We start from the raw sequence: 20,401 nt of genomic DNA, 5'->3' as shown, positions 1-20,401 counted from the left end.
ATTTTATCAATCAAATCAGACAGGAACGCCTAAGAAATGAACTGTGCACAATATTATCAACGAGTACGACTTAACTGCTAAAACTCACGATTACCGGATGCGATTGAGCACCGCAAACATGTCTCCATCTTCACCTTGCAGCGTTAACACATCGCTGTTCAATGTATATCGAGTACCGTGTTCACCGTTCTCATAAAGTAACACTAGTTGATCGCCTTCTGTGTAATACACACCGCGACGAATGACTTCTCCGCCTTCTTCATCGGACACTCGGAACACGAAGATAAAATCTGGTTGAAGCACTAAATCCATTTTTTGAATGTTACTTGCACGTAAATCGCTTCCAGACAGTTCAGCACTTGACCAGATTCCCGCCAATGCATTTGGCAAGGCCTTGGTGAACATAACACCGTTAAGATTCAGCATGTTGTGATTACTGCTGTACGCGTAAACCTGAGGTTCTGAGGTATTCAAACCCAAAATAATCGTGTCTTCATTGGCGTTATACAAACCTTCCCAATGATCGACACTGTAGTCTTTCTTTTGGATATCGATAGTGAATGAGTAGTTTGAATCAAGAGTGAGCTTGATCGCTCTAAAGTTTTCAGTGCCTTGCTCAGGATCAGGGTTCATCAAATACCAATCGCCAAGCAGCAAAGGAAGGTCAAAATGGGATAGATTACTATCACTTTTTGATTGTTGGCTACTCGAAGCGACCTCACTCCCAAAAGCCACAAAACTTAAACAAGATAAAAATAGTAGAATCCATTTCATAAGCGTCCCCTCGTTTTCTTTAAGCTTAGGCACGTAATGAATAGAAAGCGAAAAAATATGATCTAAGTCACTAAATTTTAAGTGCGAAGTAACTTAAATGTCATTATCACTCGAAAAATAGTACTTAAGTTTAGTTATTTTTACGGTGCACTTCACAGTCGAAAATCAAATAACAGTGGTTCTGGAACAAGTTAAAAAGCGAGGAAGCATGCCGTTAGCGTGACATCATTCTAGGCAAGAACGCAGGTACAAAAAAAGCGAGCCTAAGCCCGCTTTTCAAATAGTAAGTCTTTAAACAATCACCTTTAACAGGTGTTTTGTTTATTTCTTGATCATATCCAGCATGATAGCAACTGATTCATCAAGATAAGCATCCGGGGCTTCGTAGTCTTTGGGAATATCATCCAACGTTTTAAATGCCTCTAACTTAGCGGCTTTTTGACGTTGGTTAATACGCTCTAGACGAAGCGCATCCGCGTCATCACTCTCTTGTTTACGAACCTTTTCATTGAGGGAAAGGTCGTTGTCGTCTTTATCTGCCTTATACTTTTCAATATCTTGCGCGATAAAGCCAAACTCCATGTCTGTTGCGATACGAGCTTGGTGCTTAGCCGTCAACGCTGCGATTTGCTCATCGTTACGCTGTAACACTGAGTACTTCGCTTTGTCGATGCTGTCCCAAGGAAGAGCATTATCCTCAACACTTTCACCGGTATCTGCAGGATCAATTGGTGTTGGGTAAGCAATATCAGGCACTACGCCCTTGTTCTGCGTACTACCACCATTGATTCGGTAGAATTTCTGGATTGTGTATTGAACGTAGCCCAACTCTTTATCGAACAAATCATAAATATGATTCAAAGAGCGATGCTGTTGCACCGTACCTTTACCGAAAGAGTTTTCACCCAAGATAATTGCACGACCGTAATCTTGCATCGCTGCTGCAAAGATTTCAGATGCTGAAGCACTATAGCGATTCACCAATACCGTTAACGGGCCTTGGTAACTAATTTGACCATCAGTATCGCTGTTCACTTTGACACGACCGTAGCTATCACGAACCTGAACAACAGGTCCCTCTTTGATAAACAAACCAGAGAGTTCAGTTGCTTCAGTCAGTGCACCACCACCGTTGTTTCGAAGGTCAACAATAATACCTTCAACACCTTGCTCTTTAAGCTCGGTGATCAGTTTATCGGTATCTTTAGAAAGGCCAACGTAGAAACTTGGTACTTCTAGTACACCAATCTTCTTGCCGTCTTTCTCGATCACTTCTGATTTAACAGCGCGGTCTTCTAAACGAATCTTATCGCGAACAATTGTGACAACGTGACTTTTTGCATCTTTACCATCTGGCAAGATCTGTAGCTTAACTTTAGTCCCTTTCGGGCCTTTAATAAGTTGTACTACATCGTCTAAACGCCAGCCGATAACATCAACAATCTCTTCGCCATCTTGACCAACGCCGACAATACGGTCGCCATCACTCAATTGTTTGCTGTTTGACGCAGGGCCACCAGCAACTAAAGAACGAATAACAGTGTAGTCGTCGGTCATTTGAAGTACAGCACCAATACCCTCTAGAGATAGATTCATCTCAGATTGGAATTGTTCTGCATTTCTTGGAGAAAGGTAACTGGTGTGCGGATCAACTTCACGCGCAAATGCGTTCATGTAGATCTGGAAAGCATCTTCATTATGCGATTGCGTAATACGCTTCATCGCATTGTTGTAACGCTTTTCCAAAACTTCTTGAATCTCTGGCCACTCTTTACCAGTAAGTTTTAGATTCAACGCATCGTATTTAACGCGTTTTCTCCAAAGCTCATTCACTTCAGCGATATCTTTTGGCCACTCTGCTTCACTGCGATTGAGCTCAATACTTTCATCGGTATCAAACTTAATCTCAGTATCTAGCAAAGACAATGCATATTGAAAACGTTCAAAACGCTTCTGCATAGACAGATTATAAACATCGAATGCAATCTGGTTATTGCCCGATTTCAGCTGATCATCAATTTGTTTAGATGACGCAGAGAAAGAGTCAATATCAGCTTGAGTGAAGATATTACGATTATAATCCAGCATCTCTAAGTAACGATTAAAGATAGCTTGAGAGAAATCATCGTTGAGATTGAAGTGTTTATAGTGAGAACGAGTAAATCGAGAAGTAACACGTTTACTAGCAGTTTCGTGTTGGACCTCAGGAGCGAGTAGAGGTAAATCGTCCTGATCTAATTTGGCTTCGAGAGCCTGAGCTGAAGCTGCTAGCCAAAAGCTAGCAGCAATCAGTGTCAATTTTGAACGGCATTTCATGCGTAGGAGTATCTCCTTTAAGCGCGCAAGTGCTCCGCTTTAACAACCATTTGTAGGCCGTTTGCTAACTGAACACGCACATCTTCCTTATTGATTTCAACAATGGTCGCAGCCATGTTTCCTTTACCCATGTTCACATTTACTTCTTTGCCAGCGATGAATTCGTCAGCGTTCAAAGCGCGTGTTTCTACAGGCTTTTCTACTTTTGGTGCTTTAGGCGCTTGACGACGAGGCTGTTGAGCTTTCTTCGCCTTAGGTTTCGCTTTGCCTTCTTCACGAGCTTTTTGTGCTTGTTCTTTACGACGAGCCTGAACTTTCGCTTTGCTTTCAGCAAGTGTAGCTTTAGCGTGTTCAACGTGCTCTTCTTCTAGTGTGCCACACGCGTTGCCGTCTAGGTCAACACGTTCTGCGCCAGCTTTTACGCCGTGCAGGTAACGCCATGATGATGTGTACTGTCTTAACGCTGCACGAAGCTGAGTCTTACTTACTTTTTCGTCTTCATTTAGACGTTCAGCAAGATCTTGAAAAATACCAATTTTAAGTGGCTTCGCTTCACCTTCTAGAGTAAAGCATTTAGGGAAACATTCAGCAATATATGCGATAACTTCTTTGCTGTTTTTTAACTTTTCAGTGTTTTCCATGTGGGTTCCTGGTTTTTGCGGTTTTCCGCGAGCATTAAGAAAATATTTTTACGTATTATAGAGAGATGCTTGGGAAAAACCACAGTAAGAGAATAATTTATGCCTTGTTCGCGTGCGAATTAAGCAGCTTTTCCACTTCTGCCATGAAAAATGTTAATCCGTCCTCGTCAATTTGAGAAAAACGACCAACATTTGGGCTATCAATATCAAGAACGCCCGCTATTTTTCCGCCAATCGAGAACGGAATAACGATTTCTGAGTTACTTGCAGCGTCACAAGCGATGTGACCTTCGAACTCATGAACATCATGAATGCGCTGAACTGTATTCGTCGCAACCGCAGTTCCACACACACCACGCCCGACCGGAATTCGCACACAAGCAGGTTGACCTTGGAAAGGGCCCAGTACAAGTTCGTCTTTTTCCTTAGCTAAATCCTGCTTCATTAAATAGAAACCCGCCCAATTCAAGTCATCCAATTCCATGAACAATAATGAACTGATATTAGCAAGATTAGCAGTTAGATCGGTTTCTGATTCAATTAATGCAACGGCTTGTTTGGTTAAGCGTTGGTAATGTTCTATTTTCATATTAACTTCCAATTAAATTGAGACTTCCATTATCAAGAGAACGCAGTAGAATGCGGCCATCAAACTAAATAGGACTTATTCTCATTACAATGAACAATTCAGAAGACACTATTAGCCGTTCTTGGTTAATAACTCAAGTAAAAAAACACAAGTCCAAATTACTGTTTGCTAACATTATTGCCATATTTGCAACTCTCATTAGTGTCCCTATCCCGTTGCTCATGCCATTAATGGTTGATGAAGTATTACTTGATAAGCCCGCTTCAGGCTTAGAGATGATGAACCACCTACTTCCATCTTCATTACAAACACCGACTGGCTATATAGCACTAACTTTGTTGTTAGTGATTATCATGCGCTCCGTTAGCCAAGCGCTGAACATTCTGCAAGGGCGCCAGTTTACGCTTGTGTCCAAAACAATTACCTATCAAATGCGCAGCAAGATGATAGATAAGCTTGGCCGCATCAGTATTCGACAATACGAAACCAAAGGCAGTGGCGGTATTAACGCCCACCTAATAACAGACATAGAGACAATAGATAAGTTCATTGGCTCGACTCTTTCTAAATTTATCATCAGCTTCCTGACCGTGTTCGGGACAGCGATCGTGCTGTTGTGGTTAGAGTGGCGTTTAGGATTGTTCATTTTATTGGTCAATCCTGTTGTAATTTATTTCTCCCGTAAACTAGGCAGCAGGGTCAAACACCTTAAGAAATACGAAAACCAATCTTTCGAGCGCTTTCAAAACCGTTTGGTGGAAACCTTAGACGGCATTTACCAACTGCGTGCGGCGAATAAAGAACGTATCTTTCTCGATGAACTTAAGGTTCAAGCAAACCAAGTAAGAATCGATGCAGACAAATACGCTTGGCAATCTGAAGCTGCTGGCCGTGTTTCGTTTCTGCTGTTCTTACTAGGTTTCGAGCTTTTCCGTGCCGTCGCTATGCTAATGGTGTTATTCAGTGACTTAACCATTGGTCAGATTTTCGCGGTATTTGGCTACTTGTGGTTCATGTTAGGCCCGGTCCAAGAGCTACTAGGGATTCAATTCTCTTGGTATAGCGCGAAAGCGGCACTACAACGCATCAACGATCTTCTTCAGTTAGAAGAAGAGAAGCGCCCTATCAGTAAAGTGAACCCATTTACTGAAGATCAAGAAGTGACAGTTGACATCGAAGACGTTACATTCTCTTACACATTAGAAAACACTGTTTTAAATAGGCTATCGCTGCACATCCCTGCAGGTAAAAAAGTCGCTTTGGTCGGTGCGAGTGGAGGGGGTAAATCTACGTTAATCCAGTTGCTGATTGGGGTTTACCAAGCAGACTCAGGTTGCATTCGCTATAACGGTGAAACAACCGATGACATCAGCTTTGATGTAATACGCAATCAAATTGCCGTTGTTTTACAACAACCTATACTCTTTAACGATACATTAAGGCATAATCTGACCCTTGGTGCTGAATACGACGAAATGTCGTTGTGGCGTGCGCTTGAAGTCGCTCAAATGCAAGATGTCATCAAGCAACTGAGCAATGGCTTAGATACACAAATTGGTAGGAATGGCGTTCGACTGTCTGGTGGTCAACGACAACGCTTAGCAATAGCTCGTATGGTGCTGAGCAATCCTAAGTTTGTTATTCTTGATGAAGCGACATCTGCACTCGATACAGCAACAGAGTCAGCACTGCATAAAGCGTTGAGCGAGTTTTTGAAAGATCGCACAACTTTGATAGTGGCTCATCGATTATCAGCGGTGAAACAAGCCGATCTAATCTATGTTTTAGAAGATGGACAAGTCACACAGACGGGAACACATGGTGAATTGGTTGAACAACAAGGACTCTATCAAACACTCTACGGCAGTGTGCAATCGCACGCCTGATGTTTGTGGCTCTGAGTCTTTAAGTCGGGTTGCTAACCTAACTTACGTTTCAACTTGGGAGGTCGCGTGACCTCCCCATCCGTAACCAACCCTTTATCAACAAAACACCAATGCGACAGCAGCTCAGTGCGTCTTTGCCAGGGCTGCGAACTTCCCGTAGATAAAATGGACATCCCTTTAGGGAAATCAGCTTACTGCCCAAGATGCGGAACTCAACTTTATAGAGGCGGTACCCCTAGCCTCTCTGGAAACCTAGCAATCGCAATTACCTGCTTATTGCTGTTTATCCCATCGCACTTTTTTGAATTCATCAGTATTCGCCTGATTGGCGTCATGATACCCGCGACGTTACCATCGGGTGTTTTTACCTTAATGGGCGAAGGCTTCCCTCTGCTTGGCTTACTGATCCTGTTCTGCAGTTCGATCGCTCCGTTGCTCGTGTGTACATCGGTACTCATTACCCATTTATCATTGCGATTCAAATTTTTTACACCATTTAGGTATGCGTTAGCCATCATCCAGACATTAAAACATTGGATGATGTTGGATGTGTTTCTGGTAAGTTTGGCGGTCTCATGTTTCAAACTGCAAGATTACTCAGATATTTTTGTCGGCCCTGGATTGGTTGGCCTCATTCTTCTGCAGCTTTTCAGTGTATTGTTGGTAAGCCGCATCAGCGTGCGTCGCTACTGGGAAGCTTGGACAAAAGAATCTGACTACTCATTTACTGAAAGTAAGAACGTACACTGTCACAACTGCCACCTATCTCAACCGGATGGGCATACTTGCGTGCGTTGTCACCATGACTTATACCACCGCAAGCCCTACTCTATACAGAAGACATGGGCACTGTTGTTTGCCGCATCAGTGGCTATTGTGCCAGCAAACGTCATTCCGATTTCTATCCTTATCACCAACGGACAAAGGCTAGAAGACACAATAATTTCCGGTGTCGCGTCGCTAATAAATAGCGATATGTATGGCATTGCAGCGATCATTTTCATTGCCAGTATCGTCGTTCCCGTCGCGAAAATACTGGGCCTCGCGTACATCTTAATCTGTATCAAGATGAAGCGTACGATTTACCACAGACAACGTATGACCATCTATTTCATCGTGAAATGGGTGGGAAAATGGTCGGTAATGGATCTGTTCGTTATTTCGATCATGATGACCTTGGTCGACCGCGGGCAAATTTTAAACTTTACACCAGGTTATGGTGCAGTCGCTTTTGGCGTCGTAGTTGTTCTCACGATGCTAGCAGCGGAAAGCTTAGATCCTAGGCTAATTTGGGATAACTACACCTCTAAAGATGAGTCAGTGAATGAACAACGATAACCAATCACAAACGTCATATTCACCAGAAGTAAGGAAAAACAAAGGTATCTCACCTTTGTGGATTCTGCCGATATTAACCGTCGCATTAGCCGGTTGGTTGGTCATGAAATCGATCCACGATGCAGGCCAACGTGTTCAGATATACTTTTCAGATGCCGCAGGTTTAGTCGCAGGTCGAACAACGATTCGTTACCAAGGCTTAGAGGTGGGTATGGTGCGCGACATCACCTTATCCAAAGATCTATCGAGCATCTATGTCGATGCTGACATCTACCCAGAAGCGAAGAAACTACTATCAAAAGGCACACGTTTTTGGCTCGTAAAGCCAACGGCCAGTTTGTCTGGTATCTCTGGGTTAGATGCACTTGTTTCAGGTAACTATATCGCTATACACCCTAGCGAAACTAAAGAAGAGCCAGAAACCGTTTTTCAGGCTTTAGAGTCGTCCCCTTCTGATTTGCTGGCTTCTGAAGGTTTGAATATTTCACTGACGACCAAAGATCTGGGTGGTGTGTCTGTTGGCTCTCAAATCGTTTATCGTAAAATCCCCATTGGTGAGGTTTACAACTACCAGCTAAACGACAACGCTAAATCCGTAACCATTCAAGCGTCAATTAAAGATGAATACAGCCATATCATTACCGATCAAAGCCGTTTTTGGAATGTAAGTGGCTTAGGTGCCAGTATTGGTTTTTCTGGTGTTGATGTTCGCTTAGAGAGCCTAAGTGCATTGCTTGGCGGTTCAATTGCGGTCGACTCTCCGGGAGAAGGCCAACCCGTCGAGATGAACACCAAGTTCAAACTCTATCCAGATCTGAAAACAGCGGGTCGAGGTATCTCTATCAAGATCGCCGTTCCCGATGATAATAAAATAAGTGCAACGGGTGCTCCGATCATGTATCGCGGCATCGAAATCGGTCAAATCACTGACTTATCACTAAGTGAAGGGCGTGAAAACGTCGTCGCATCTGCAGCTATTCAACCGGCATTCAGTGACTTTTTAAACAGCGGCAGTAAGTTCGTTCTAGAAGAAGCTGAACTGTCACTCACTGGTATGAAAAACATTGCCAATTTAGTGACAGGTAACTTTTTAACCTTGGTACCAGGTGAAGGTGAAAAGGCGCGTCGATTTACTGCAATCCGCAAAAATGAATTCAGTCAGGAACAAGAGAAATCCGTTGCGATTCGCTTAACGTCGAACAATTCGTTCGGGTTAGATGTCGGTACACAACTTCTCTACAAAGGCATTGCCGTTGGCTCTATCATCCATGTGGGATTAGTTGATGGTGTTGGTACGGGCTCTGATAAACACGAAGTCTTCATGGATGCACTTATCGATAATGAATACGCGCACCTTATCAAAAGCCACAACCGTTTCTTTGTGACAGGCAGTGCGACCGCAGAGCTAACCGAATCAGGCTTGAGTGTTACGGTCCCACCAGCGAAACAGCTCCTTACTGGCTCGATTAGCTTTGTGAGTGAAGGTAGATCTGAAGCTAGAACGGACTACCAACTTTTCCAAAGTAAGTCGTTAGCAGAAATTGCTAAGTTTAATCAGTCTGGTTCAAAGACACTTTCTTTGTTTGCCAGTGAGTTACCTTCAATATCTAAAGGCAGCCCACTCCTCTACCGCAACCTACAAGTGGGTAGTATTTCTGATTTTCAGCTTGCCGACGGTGGCGTAAGAATCAAAGTCACAATCGAAAATCGTTACACGCACTTACTCAACAAGCACACTGTTTTCTGGAACCGATCAGGCGTTGAGGTTGATGCGTCGCTATCGGGTATCAGCATTAAAGCGGCACCAGTTAAAACCCTTATCCAAGGCGGTATTGCTTTTGACTCTCTGCCAGGAATCGACAACAAACTTGGTGATGTGTGGAAGCTTTACAAAGATTCAAAATCTGCCCGAAAGTTTGGCCGCGCCATTACTATCACCTCTTCTGGCGATCAAGAAGTCAGCAAGGGCATGGCGATCAAATATCAAGGTGTCACTGTTGGTGAGGTTACTTTAGTGATTCCGAACTTCAACAAGGGCGGTATTGAAATTACTGCGCGTATTTTACCTGAGTACGTCGACAAGATTGCCGTGGCGAACAGTCACTTCTGGTTGGCAGAGCCTGAGATTGGCCTTAACGGCATCAAAAACGTCTCTGCGCTGCTCTCTAAGCACATCAACGTAGACCCGGGTAAAGGTGAAAGAAACACGAAATTTGAGCTTAGTAAGGGACCTGTGCAGCCTGAAGGCAAGATATTCCAGCTACAAAGCGAAACGCGAGGTTCGGTATCTGAAGGCACGCCTATACTATTCCGTGAGCTAGAAATCGGCAGTGTTATCGATGTTCAGCTGGGCGAGTTTGCTGACCGCATCATCTCTACGATTCAAATAGAACCTGATTACGCGTATCTAATCCGCGCAAACACCGTATTCTGGAACGTGTCGGGCGTCGATGTCTCTATCGGCCTGTCAGGCGCAAACATCAAAGCCGGAACGGTAGACAGCTTGTTAAGAGGTGGTATTACATTCTCAACGCCACCGACAAATGAACTTCAACCAGTAGCAAGCGAAGATCAGTCTTTCTACCTCTATCCTCAAGCCGAAGATGAGTGGAAATCATGGAGAACCGCAATTCCTCATCCATAGAGTGAATTCCCTGACGTTTCTGGAAGATTAATTCTTCATCAAAATGCAGCCATTTGGCTGCATTTTTGTTGTTTGCTATAAATATGGTTTAGGGCGGCCTCATTTTGCTTTAAACTCCCCGCATTAATGCAATAAATCGAGATACTCTTTTGCACGCTAACGTATATATTCCTGAAGAATTCCTAACGCACATCGAAGCAATCATGCCTAGTCATCTAGATATGGCTTCTTTTGTCGCGTCATGCCAAAAACCACTTCGTAAAAGTATTCGAATCAACACATTGAAAATCAGTGTTGAAGACTTCCTAGTACGAGCAAAAGAGAAAGGCTGGGAACTGGAACCTGTACCTTGGTGTGAAACGGGCTTTTGGATTACAGTTGATGAAAGTGAAGCGCCACTAGGTAATACGGCAGAACACATGTCTGGTCTTTTCTACATCCAAGAAGCCAGCTCGATGATGCCACCCTCGGCACTTTTCCAAGGCGAAGCTGATTACCAAGCGGTGCTAGACACTGCGGCTGCACCCGGCTCTAAAACAACGCAAATCGCTGCGCTAATGAATAATCGCGGTGTATTGGTTGCCAATGAGTATGCAGCAAGCCGCGTGAAAGTCCTTCACGCTAACATCGAACGTTGTGGCGTTCGTAATGCCGCTCTAAGTAACTTTGACGGTCGAGTTTTTGGTGGTTGGTTACCAGAACAGTTTGATGCTGTGTTGCTAGACGCACCCTGCTCTGGCGAAGGTACCATTCGTAAAGACGCCGATGCGATGAAGAACTGGACGTATCAATCTGTGGTCGATATTGCCGACACGCAAAAAGATCTGATTGAAAGTGCATTCCATGCTCTTAAACCTAATGGTGTTTTGGTTTACTCAACGTGTACGCTTAGCACCGAAGAGAACCAACAAGTGTGTCATCACTTAAAAGAAACCTTTGGTGATGCGGTTGAATTTGAATCTCTTGAATCACTATTCGACAACGCAAAAGCAACCACGACAGAGGAAGGCTTTCTACACATCTTCCCTCAAGTTTATGACTCAGAAGGTTTCTTTGTTGCACGTATCCGTAAATTAGCGTCTGTTACTCCACCAGAAGTTAAAAAACGTATGGGTAAATTCCCATTTGAAAAAGCATCAAAGAAAACTCAGCAAGAAGTCGCTGAACAACTAATGAGTACTCTCGATATCGAATTGCCAAGCGATACTCAGGTTTGGATTCGCGACAAAGACGTTTGGCTATTCCCAGAAGCGCTAGAGCCTATGATCGGTGAGTTCCGTTTTTCTCGCATGGGAATCAAGATCGCCGAAACCCATAAAAAAGGTTACCGCTGGCAGCACCAAGTGGCGACAACGCTTGCAACAGGTAATGAAGCTAATGTTGTCGAGCTAAGCATTGAAGATGCTCGTGAATGGTTCATGGGACGCGATGTTCGCCCTGAAGGCTTGTCTGGCAAAGGTGAAGTACTAGTGAAGTACAACGGTGCAATCATCGGCCTTGGTAAATGGGTTGGCAACCGAGTGAAGAACGGTTTACCACGCGAGTTAGTGCGCGATAAGAACCTATTCTAAAGCTTTCTCCCTGTATAGCTAGATAAACAAAAGCCCAAACAACGTTAATTGTTTGGGCTTTTTCTATTCTATCGGCCATGTAACTCAGTGTGCGAGCGCTTGTAAATCAACAACTAATTACATAAATATCAATTCAAGCCACTATTTCCAAAAAGAAAAATCGCACTTTAGGGAATCTAAACTAGACTTCAATCTAATAGTCAAAAGATTAAAACGATTAGCGTAGGCTCTTCGGAGCCCTTTCCCCTAAGCCCAAACAGGAAGGTTTGGGCTTTTTTTTGACCGAGAGGATCGCTTATTTAACTAAGCTAATACCTTCTTTGTCGATAGTGATCTTGCCAGATTTGTATAGACCACCAATTGTCTTCTTGAACGTACCTTTGCTGGTTCTGAATGCAGAGAAAATAACTTCAGGAGAAGACTTATCATTCAAAGGCAGGTAACCGCCTTTCTTCTCAAGCAGGTCAAGAACCTTAGTGCTTAAGTCATCCATCTTAGCCACACCAACCTTCTGAAGAGACAAATCAATCTTACCGTCTTCTTCACGAACGTTTTTAATGTAGCCTTTTAGTGTTTTACCAATGAACAGCTTACCGATGATGTCAGATGGGAAAATCATACCCCAGTGTTCACCGTTCACGATCGCTTTGTAACCTAACTGGCTGCGCTCAGCGATAATGAGATCGACTTGCTCATTTTGCTTATAAGTCGCAGGCGTGTTGTCTAACCATTTGTTGAACTTCGTTGTACCAACGATACGGCTCGATGCTTTATCGATATACACATATACTAAGATTGACTGACCTTCGTTTAAACGGCCACGCTGCTCGCTGAAAGGAACAAGAAGGTCTTTACCTTTCACGCCCCAGTTCATGAATGCACCAGTGCTGTTAACACCTTCAACCGTCATCAAACCAAACTGGCCTACTTGAGCTATTGGTTTTTCAGTCGTTGCAGCGATCTGGTTGTCAGAATCTATGTATAAGAAAACATCTAGCTTTTGACCAATTTCAACACCTTCAGGAGTAAATCGTTTCGGCAGCAACACGGTTCCATAGTCGCTCGCGTCAAGGAATACACCGAAGTCTGCTTGTTTTACTACTTCTAAGTTGTTTATTTGACCAATATTAATCATCAAGGTTGTCTCTACTTTAAATTTGGCGGAGATTATACGTGATCTCTGATATGCTTTCGCTAGTTTCATTCATATTTTTACATTCTAGGAGACATCGTTGATCACCGTTGATAAACAAGATGCGATAACACTTAAAATTAACCATGCCATGGCTAAGACCAAAAAGCTCGACATGGACGTTTATCTATTCATTCCCGGTGAACTTGGACTGACTCCTGAAGTGCTTTCTGAAAGTGCCTTTTTCTACAGCTCAATCACTCAAAAACGTGCCTACTATAGTGACAAAACACTTTTACCTTTGGTACACAGTCGCTTGGCAAAACGTGGACGCTTATCTACAACACAGTATCGTGTCAGTTTGAGTCTGTTTGCCTACCAATATGTTATCGCGTTAGATAAAGCAGTCAGCAGCTTAAATAAAACTGATAGTGACGACGTAACGGCTGATGAAGTAGATGAAGTCATTGAATTGGCTTTAGATATCTTGAAGAAGCTACGCCGAAGCATCCCTTACGAAGAAAATCTCAAGCGCTACTACGCTAATATCGATAACTACCTATCTTGGTATACCGAGCAAAAGTTCCTATCGCTAGTTTCACACATGCCACGAGGTAGTGAGTATTCAACGATTAAAGAACGACTCTTAACGCTTTGTGATAAAGAGACCGCGCACCGTAAACTGAACCGCTACAACTCAGCAAGAGTTCGAGAGGACGTTACCCGCTTGAGTAACAAGATGCGTTTGCTGCGTCGTTTGATTGAACACCCTATCGTGCTTAAAGAAAAGACAACGTCGATGGGTAAGAACGTTAAGCGTGCCGTGAAAGGCATCGCGACCGGTTTGGTGATGGTTGTCGTGACCACTACTGTGATCTTGGCTCGTGACTTTCTTGGTGAGATTACCGCCTCTTTCATCGTGGCAATGTCTTTCATTTACGCACTGCGTGAGATCTTTAAAGATGACTTGAGAGACATCCTTTGGCGCTGGCTGCGTAAAGGCAAGCCAAAATGGAAGCGTCGTTACTATGATCCAACGACCAACAAGTCAGTAGGCCATAAACTGGAATGGTTGGACTACGCAAATTTTTCTAAGCTTGCAGATCGCATTCAGTCGATCCGTAAAAAGCGTGTGGTACAACGTGAAGAGCAAATCTTGCATTACCGCTCTCATACTGAGATGTCGACATCGACCTTTATGAGTGGTTATGAGGAGACTCGTGAAACGTTATCGATCAGCCTAAGAGCGCTGACACGGTTGATGGATAAAGGCTCAAACAAGATCTACCGCTTGAATGAAGGACAAGTGAGCCGCGAATCAGTAGAAAAGCGTCATCTTCTCAACCTGATCATTAAAGAGAACAACCATGATAACGAACCAACCTACTACCGTTGGAAGATCGTTATGAACCGTTCAAAAATAGTTGATATTGAGCAGATCACTCAAGAGTCATAGAGCCGTTATAAAGTTCTCTATAACGGTATGTGGAAACCATTCACATACCGTTGTTTTATCTCTTCAACGTTACCCATGACTTCTAAACCAAAATCTATTATTTAATCGCTATTTTCTTGAAGGGACTTTCTTAATTGAAAGCGTAAGCGTGAACTCCGCCATCGGCTCGTCACCATGTAAAGATGGGCAAGTCGCGATAATGGTTACGGGTTGATTGACCCGTTCTCCGGTCGACATGGTTTCTGCCAGCATAGTGTTGATCAGCTCACCGTCGTTACAAGTGAAATGCACATCACCTTCAGGGCGCTTCAAAAAGTTACCCGTCACCTCTTTAAAAGCCAACGAGATCTTTTCACCTTGCTGCTGAGATTTGCTCATCGCAAGAAACCCACCCGCAACATCCGCACCTACAGCCAAAACGCCAAAGTACATACTGTTAAGGTGATTCTTAGTACGCCTTCTAAGCGGGATTTTCACTTCAACATGTTGGTTGTCCAACGCGAGTAGTTTTGGTCGGCACAACCAGATAAGTGGGACTTTGAAAAAGCCAAACATGCTTAAGTAGAAATTTGCTTTTTGTAGAGGGGTCAACATTCGGATTACCTAGTCAAATCAGTCATCAGACCAGTTAATCGATTAGCGATAGAGATGTCAAAAAAATGTTACAAAAAAGAGATATCATCGCACAATGATATCTCTTTCATTCTCAAAGCATTAGCGCCTTAAGTCGGCTTATCAGGCAAGCTAATCGATTTACGCAGTCACGACCGTTTCTACGCATTCAAGATCAGCTATGTAACCTTGTAGACGTGGGTAATCCACTAAGCCTTGAGTTACTAGCAGCACTGGCTTCTTCGCGTTCAGGGTTGCTTTAACAATCATATCCAACAAGGTAATAACCGCTTCGTTTTGTGGATCAAAAGCGTGCTGCTGAGCTTCATTGTGTTTGTCTACGCCTAAAGTGAAAGACGCTAAGCTATCAACGTTTACCACTACACCATCGAAGTAATGCAGTAAACGTTCGCTCAGTAGCACTGCAGACGGCACATCGCACGAGAACAGTACTTTCAAACCGTTAAGGCCGCGTGGTAGCCCTTGCTCGGCAAGCAGGTCAATAATCTTAGCGGCATCGCTTAACGCACGAACGTAAGGCACAACTACTTCAACGTTGATGCCCTGCTCACGTAATGCCTTAATAACCTGACATTCTAAAGCGAAAGCCTTGCTGTATTCTGGTGTCGCGTAACGAGCAACGCCACGAACACCTAGTGCAGGGTTAATCTCTTCTGCTTCACAGTTCCCGCCAAGCAGCGAACGGAATCCATAGCTGTCTGCACTGCTTAATGCGATACGAACAGAAGTGTGATTTGGCTGAACGGCAGCTTGAATGGCAATCACTAAGGTCGAAACAAAATGCTCATCGACTGTTTTATCGCCAAGGATCGCTTCTAAAGACGTTTTTTCAATATCAGTCAAAGTATCTAAGTGACTCTCGATACTTGGGTGGTAGAAGACACGATCCATCACTAATTCTGATAATGAAACGTATAAGTGGTTAGAATTATTATTATCGTTGTAAGAAGGCAGCACATCACCTAAGACGAGTTCTGGGTGCAAAGTGCTTTGATTTTCTTGAGTCATTGCTGCTCCAGCATTTTTATGTTGTGTTCAAACGAAAATACCGATAGCTGCCTGTTAATACAAGTGAAAATCCCTTATTTGACGCTGGCCTGCTGATAAAAATAAGAATATTAGCAATAACTGAGATAACTTTGACTCAATAGAGTTTATTCCTCTGTTCAATTCCGTTATCTTAACCACTCCGCAATAGAATAAAAAAGCTATCACATGCCATTAAAAACTGATGAGTTGAGAACCCAAGCTCTGGGTCCTATGCCAACTCCTGCCGAACTAGGCAATGCACACCCTATTACTGACGACGTTGCTGAGCGCATTAAAAATTCTCGCCGCCAAATCGAAGATATCCTAACTGGTCGTGATAACCGCCTATTAGTTATCGTAGGCCCTTGCTCTGTTCACGATACAGATGCGGCACTTGATTACGCTGAGCGCCTAAGCAAAATTCAAGACCAGTACAAAGATGAACTGTTCGTTGTAATGAGAACCTACTTCGAGAAGCCTCGTACTGTTGTAGGTTGGAAGGGTTTGATTACAGATCCTAACCTTGATGGTTCATACGCACTTGAAACAGGCTTGAGCAAAGCTCGTAAGCTTCTGCTAGATATCAACAAGCTTGGCCTCGCTACCGCGACTGAATTCCTTGATATGATCACAGGTCAGTACATTGCAGACCTTATCACTTGGGGTGCGATTGGCGCTCGTACAACTGAATCTCAGATTCACCGTGAAATGGCTTCTGCACTGTCTTGCCCTGTTGGCTTCAAGAACGCGACCAACGGCAACATCAAGATTGCTATCGATGCAATTCGTGCAGCACATGCTTCACACTACTTCTACTCTCCAGATAAGAACGGCCGCATGACGGTTTACCGTACTTCTGGCAACCCATACGGTCACGTTATTCTACGTGGTGGTGATAAAGGCCCTAACTTCGACGCTGAATCTGTAGATACTGCATGTAAGCAACTGGCTGAATTCGATCTACCTCAACGTTTGGTTGTAGACTTTAGCCACGCTAACTGTCAGAAGCAACACCGTAAGCAGTTAGAAGTTGCACAAGACATTTGTGAGCAAATTAAATCTAACAAGAACCAAATTGCAGGCATTATGGCAGAGAGCTTCATTATTGAAGGCAACCAGCCAATGACAGACATTAACAACCTAGAATATGGCAAGTCGATTACTGACCCATGCCTAAGCTGGGAAGATACTGCAACAATGCTAGACATGCTTGCAACAGCAATTAAAGATAGAAACTTAGCTTAAGGAAACAACACAATGCCATCATTTGACATTATCTCTGAAGTAGAAGCAGTAGAACTGCGTAACGCAGTAGACAACGCAAACCGTGAACTATCGACTCGTTTCGATTTCCGCGGCGTTGACGCAAGCTTTGATTACAAAGATGAATCAGTAAAATTGACTGCTCAAGACGATTTTCAACTGAAGCAAATGCGCGATATCCTTCGCAGCAACCTAACGAAGCGTAATGTTGATCCTAACGCGATGGAAGCGAAAGCGGCAGACCAAACAGGTCGCACTTGGCACCAAACGGTTATCTTTAAGCAAGGCATTGAAACTGATGTCGCTAAGAAGATCGTTAAGCTAATCAAAGACAACAAAGTTAAAGTTCAAGCTTCTATCCAAGGCGACAAAGTTCGTGTTACTGGTAAGAAGCGTGATGACCTACAAGCTGTTATGGCTCTAGTTCGCGGCGGTGAACTTGGTCAACCTTTCCAGTTTGACAACTTCCGCGACTAATTTTTGAGTTTGAGTGACCGCCTATTTGGGTTGCTCATTCATCAGCACAATGTCGTGTTTGAAATAGCAAAAAGCCACTTCTTTTGAAGTGGCTTTTTATTTATCTGGTCCAGCTTTAGTTTTATTCCGAGCCTCTAGCCGATTTCAAACAACCAGAAAGCTCTCATTTCAACTAGAAGCAATTACCTCAACTGAGTACTTGGGCTGGTGACAATTTTAGGTCTTTGCCGACCAACAGATTAAACTCTACGCTTGCTGGTGGAATAAACACACACACTCGTAATTTCTCTGCTCTTGCTTGCTCAAGCTTGGTTGATAGCTCTCCGCTGTTGGCGTAGCTCTCTCTTTCTGCATCTCGGCGGCACAGGTCGATAAATTCAAATGGACAATCGCTCGGTGAAAGTACGAGCTCTGCCTCCTGCATCAAACGTAAAGCCTTCATAGACAACAGCTCGACATCTTGCTCGAATTCAATCCAAGTGACCTGCCCTTCGCTATCAATGCCTTCGGTTAGCGCTTGCTGGTAGTAAGACTCTAACTGCTCTCTGTCATTCACCTGCTCGATAAAGCTGGATGACAAGAAACGCTCCCAAAATTTACGACGCTCGTCGACGGTTGGGAATGACTCTTTGATTGAATTGCGTTTTGATGCACCGAAGTCTGCTATCAAACCTATGTTTTGTGGCAATACCGTTTCGAGTTTTTCTCTGATATTTCTTACTAAAACAGGTGATGCCCCGCCACTAGAGATGGCAATTTGGATTCTGCCGCGATTTATCATCGAAGGTGTGATGAAGTCGCAGTAAGGAAGATCGTCAACCACATTGACTAAAATGCCCAGTTTTTTCGCATCATTATACACTTGGTGATTCAAGCTTGGGTTGTCTGTTGTGGCCCAAACCTGCAAGTAATTTTTCGATATGATCTGTGACGAGTAAAAGTTTTGAACCCAGTGAAGCTTGTTCTCGTCCACAAGCTGCTTTAAGTAAGGCGCTACCTTGGGAGACACCAAAGTCACATCCGCTCCCGCTCGTAGTAAGCTATCGACTTTACGGCAAGCAACCTCACCCCCACCAACCACTAAGATTGGCTTATTTTCTACATCCAAAAACATTGGGAAATAACGCATGTTCTTCCTTGAGACTACTTCAATAACTATTCAGCCATGCTACCAAATTTGGAGCATATTCATAACTATCGAAGTGTAATAAAAATATTTATTGACCAAATTTCAACATTTCTTAAGTTTAATATTTCATCATTGTGATGTGGATTCAGAATATTTATCTAGTCGATTATCAATATAAAAATCTAAATCTCGTTGCACCAACAGTGTGAACCGTTGCACTATTTACATTCACTTAACATTTGGTCATTCTAATTGTGTTCGGATTTGTGATTTCATTCAAAATTCTTTTTAAATTATACATTTGTGAAACTACGGATCCTTTCCTAACCTTATAAACAGTTGTTTAAATCGCACACAGTTTCATTTGCAAAATGCAACTCGTTTAATTTGAACAACAAGGTCATAGAAAACGCAACACATAAGAGAAACTCAAACGAGCACGAGTATCAGGTGTCACCTGGTTAACAAGGAAGGATACAAATGACAAATAAACTAACACTTCTTGCTTCAGTAGTAGCTGCATCAACTGCGATGATGGCAACATCGGCATCAGCGGCAGAAAGCACTCTGGACAAAGTCACATCTCAAGGTTTTCTAACTTGTGGTGTAAGTACCGGTCTTCCAGGGTTCTCTAACCCTAACTCAAAAGGTGAATGGGAAGGAATTGATGTTGAGTATTGTCAAGCTCTTGCAGCGGCTGTACTCGGTGACAAGACTAAAGTTAAGTATGTACCTCTAACAGCAAAAGAGCGTTTTACTGCGCTTCAATCTGGCGAAATCGACGTACTATCTCGTAACACAACATGGACATTACATCGTGACACTGCTCTAGGTCTGAACTTCGTAGGCGTTAACTACTACGATGGTCAAGGCTTCATGGTTAAAAAAGAACTTGGCCTAACAAGTGCTCAAGAGCTTGATGGCGCTTCTGTATGTGTTCAATCAGGTACAACAACTGAACTTAACCTAGCCGATTACTTCCGTAACAGTGGCATGTCTTACAAGCCAGTGGTATTCGATACGGCAGCACAAACATCGAAAGGTTTCGACGCAGGTCGTTGTGACGTGCTAACGACTGACCAATCTGGTCTATACGCACTTCGCCTAAACCTAGCTGATCCTAAATCTGCAGAAGTACTTCCTGAAATCATCTCTAAAGAGCCTCTAGGCCCTGTTGTTCGTCAGGATGATGACCAATGGTTTAACGTTGCTAAGTGGACACTTTCAGCAATGATTAACGCGGAAGAATACGGCATCTCTTCTAAAAATGCAGACGAAATGCTTAAGTCAAAAGATCCAAACATCAAACGTATTCTTGGTGTAGACGGTCCTAAAGGTAAAGGCCTTGGCATTCGCGACGACTGGGGTTACCAAGTAATTAAGCAAGTTGGTAACTACGGTGAGAGTTTTGAGCGTACTGTTGGTACAGGTTCTCCACTTCAAATCTCTCGTGGTGTAAATGCATTATGGAATGCGGGCGGCTTTATGTACGCTCCACCAATCCGTTAATAAATTTTCAAGCA

General features: G+C 43.4%; 16 protein-coding genes. 8 read left to right on the top strand and 8 right to left on the bottom strand.

Annotation, left to right across the window (positions count from 1 at the left end; translation table 11 throughout):
* Positions 1 to 90: 90 nt before the first annotated feature.
* The 4 genes from AB4161_RS01065 to AB4161_RS01050 form a co-directional block, all read right to left on the bottom strand.
* Positions 91 to 774: a hypothetical protein gene (locus AB4161_RS01065; protein WP_372082585.1), complete on the bottom strand. Its 684-nt coding sequence runs from the start codon at positions 772 to 774 to the stop codon at positions 91 to 93.
* A 321-nt stretch (positions 775 to 1,095) separates the two neighbouring features.
* The gene (gene prc, locus AB4161_RS01060) at positions 1,096 to 3,090 is read right to left on the bottom strand and encodes a carboxy terminal-processing peptidase (RefSeq protein WP_372082584.1); all 1,995 of its coding nucleotides are present in this window, start codon (positions 3,088 to 3,090) and stop codon (positions 1,096 to 1,098) included.
* 17 nt (positions 3,091 to 3,107) lie between these two features.
* Positions 3,108 to 3,731, bottom strand: a complete 624-nt coding sequence (proQ, locus tag AB4161_RS01055) for an RNA chaperone ProQ (protein ID WP_017057223.1) — start codon at positions 3,729 to 3,731, stop codon at positions 3,108 to 3,110.
* A 97-nt stretch (positions 3,732 to 3,828) separates the two neighbouring features.
* Positions 3,829 to 4,320 carry a GAF domain-containing protein gene (locus tag AB4161_RS01050; protein WP_017059689.1) on the bottom strand — a complete coding sequence of 164 codons (492 nt, stop codon included), beginning with the start codon at positions 4,318 to 4,320 and terminating at the stop codon, positions 3,829 to 3,831.
* Between the two features lie 89 nt (positions 4,321 to 4,409).
* Between AB4161_RS01050 and AB4161_RS01045 the strand changes: the two genes are divergently transcribed.
* The 4 genes from AB4161_RS01045 to rsmF all read left to right on the top strand — a co-directional run bounded on the left by AB4161_RS01045 (position 4,410) and on the right by rsmF (position 11,759).
* The gene (locus AB4161_RS01045) at positions 4,410 to 6,206 is read left to right on the top strand and encodes an ABC transporter ATP-binding protein (RefSeq protein ID WP_017059690.1); all 1,797 of its coding nucleotides are present in this window, start codon (positions 4,410 to 4,412) and stop codon (positions 6,204 to 6,206) included.
* 54 nt (positions 6,207 to 6,260) lie between these two features.
* Positions 6,261 to 7,544, top strand: coding sequence for a paraquat-inducible protein A (locus tag AB4161_RS01040; protein WP_065585048.1), 1,284 nt, complete (start codon positions 6,261 to 6,263; stop codon positions 7,542 to 7,544).
* Entirely contained in the window at positions 7,531 to 10,188 is a 2,658-nt protein-coding gene (locus AB4161_RS01035) for an MlaD family protein (protein ID WP_372082582.1), read from the top strand. The genes AB4161_RS01040 and AB4161_RS01035 overlap by 14 nt, the downstream gene beginning before the upstream one ends.
* 149 nt (positions 10,189 to 10,337) lie before the next feature.
* The gene (rsmF, locus tag AB4161_RS01030) at positions 10,338 to 11,759 is read left to right on the top strand and encodes a 16S rRNA (cytosine(1407)-C(5))-methyltransferase RsmF (RefSeq protein ID WP_372082581.1); all 1,422 of its coding nucleotides are present in this window, start codon (positions 10,338 to 10,340) and stop codon (positions 11,757 to 11,759) included.
* A gap of 295 nt (positions 11,760 to 12,054) precedes the next feature.
* Here rsmF and AB4161_RS01025 read toward each other — a convergent pair whose 3' ends face one another.
* Positions 12,055 to 12,963: a S1 RNA-binding domain-containing protein gene (locus AB4161_RS01025; RefSeq protein WP_372082579.1), complete on the bottom strand. Its 909-nt coding sequence runs from the start codon at positions 12,961 to 12,963 to the stop codon at positions 12,055 to 12,057.
* A 28-nt stretch (positions 12,964 to 12,991) separates the two neighbouring features.
* On the opposite strand from AB4161_RS01025, the gene AB4161_RS01020 reads away from it, so the two are divergent.
* Positions 12,992 to 14,347, top strand: coding sequence for a hypothetical protein (locus AB4161_RS01020; protein WP_017063834.1), 1,356 nt, complete (start codon positions 12,992 to 12,994; stop codon positions 14,345 to 14,347).
* Between the two features lie 108 nt (positions 14,348 to 14,455).
* On the opposite strand, the gene AB4161_RS01015 is transcribed toward AB4161_RS01020, so the two are convergent.
* Complete coding sequence (locus AB4161_RS01015) at positions 14,456 to 14,941, bottom strand: PaaI family thioesterase (protein ID WP_017059696.1); 486 nt, start codon at positions 14,939 to 14,941, stop codon at positions 14,456 to 14,458.
* 159 nt (positions 14,942 to 15,100) lie between these two features.
* On the bottom strand, positions 15,101 to 15,988 hold the full coding sequence (locus AB4161_RS01010; protein ID WP_017066315.1) for a putative PEP-binding protein: 888 nt from the start codon (positions 15,986 to 15,988) through the stop codon (positions 15,101 to 15,103).
* 207 nt (positions 15,989 to 16,195) lie between these two features.
* Here AB4161_RS01010 and AB4161_RS01005 point away from each other — a divergent pair, with 207 nt between their 5' ends.
* Positions 16,196 to 17,254, top strand: a complete 1,059-nt coding sequence (locus tag AB4161_RS01005; protein ID WP_102394015.1) for a 3-deoxy-7-phosphoheptulonate synthase — start codon at positions 16,196 to 16,198, stop codon at positions 17,252 to 17,254.
* Between the two features lie 12 nt (positions 17,255 to 17,266).
* Positions 17,267 to 17,749 carry a YajQ family cyclic di-GMP-binding protein gene (locus tag AB4161_RS01000; RefSeq protein WP_017063832.1) on the top strand — a complete coding sequence of 161 codons (483 nt, stop codon included), beginning with the start codon at positions 17,267 to 17,269 and terminating at the stop codon, positions 17,747 to 17,749.
* Positions 17,750 to 17,936: 187 nt separating this feature from the next.
* Here AB4161_RS01000 and AB4161_RS00995 read toward each other — a convergent pair whose 3' ends face one another.
* A complete protein-coding gene (locus AB4161_RS00995; protein WP_372082577.1) occupies positions 17,937 to 18,878 on the bottom strand; it encodes an NAD(P)-dependent oxidoreductase in 942 nt (313 codons plus the stop codon).
* A gap of 480 nt (positions 18,879 to 19,358) precedes the next feature.
* Here AB4161_RS00995 and AB4161_RS00990 point away from each other — a divergent pair, with 480 nt between their 5' ends.
* Positions 19,359 to 20,387 carry an amino acid ABC transporter substrate-binding protein gene (locus tag AB4161_RS00990; RefSeq protein WP_017059701.1) on the top strand — a complete coding sequence of 343 codons (1,029 nt, stop codon included), beginning with the start codon at positions 19,359 to 19,361 and terminating at the stop codon, positions 20,385 to 20,387.
* Positions 20,388 to 20,401: the final 14 nt, after the last annotated feature.

This window comes from Vibrio sp. 10N.286.51.E5 (assembly GCF_041469125.1).
GTDB lineage: Bacteria > Pseudomonadota > Gammaproteobacteria > Enterobacterales > Vibrionaceae > Vibrio > Vibrio crassostreae_C.
The sequence above is the reverse complement of the archived record's forward strand: the minus strand, read 5'-3'. Positions and strand labels throughout refer to the sequence as shown.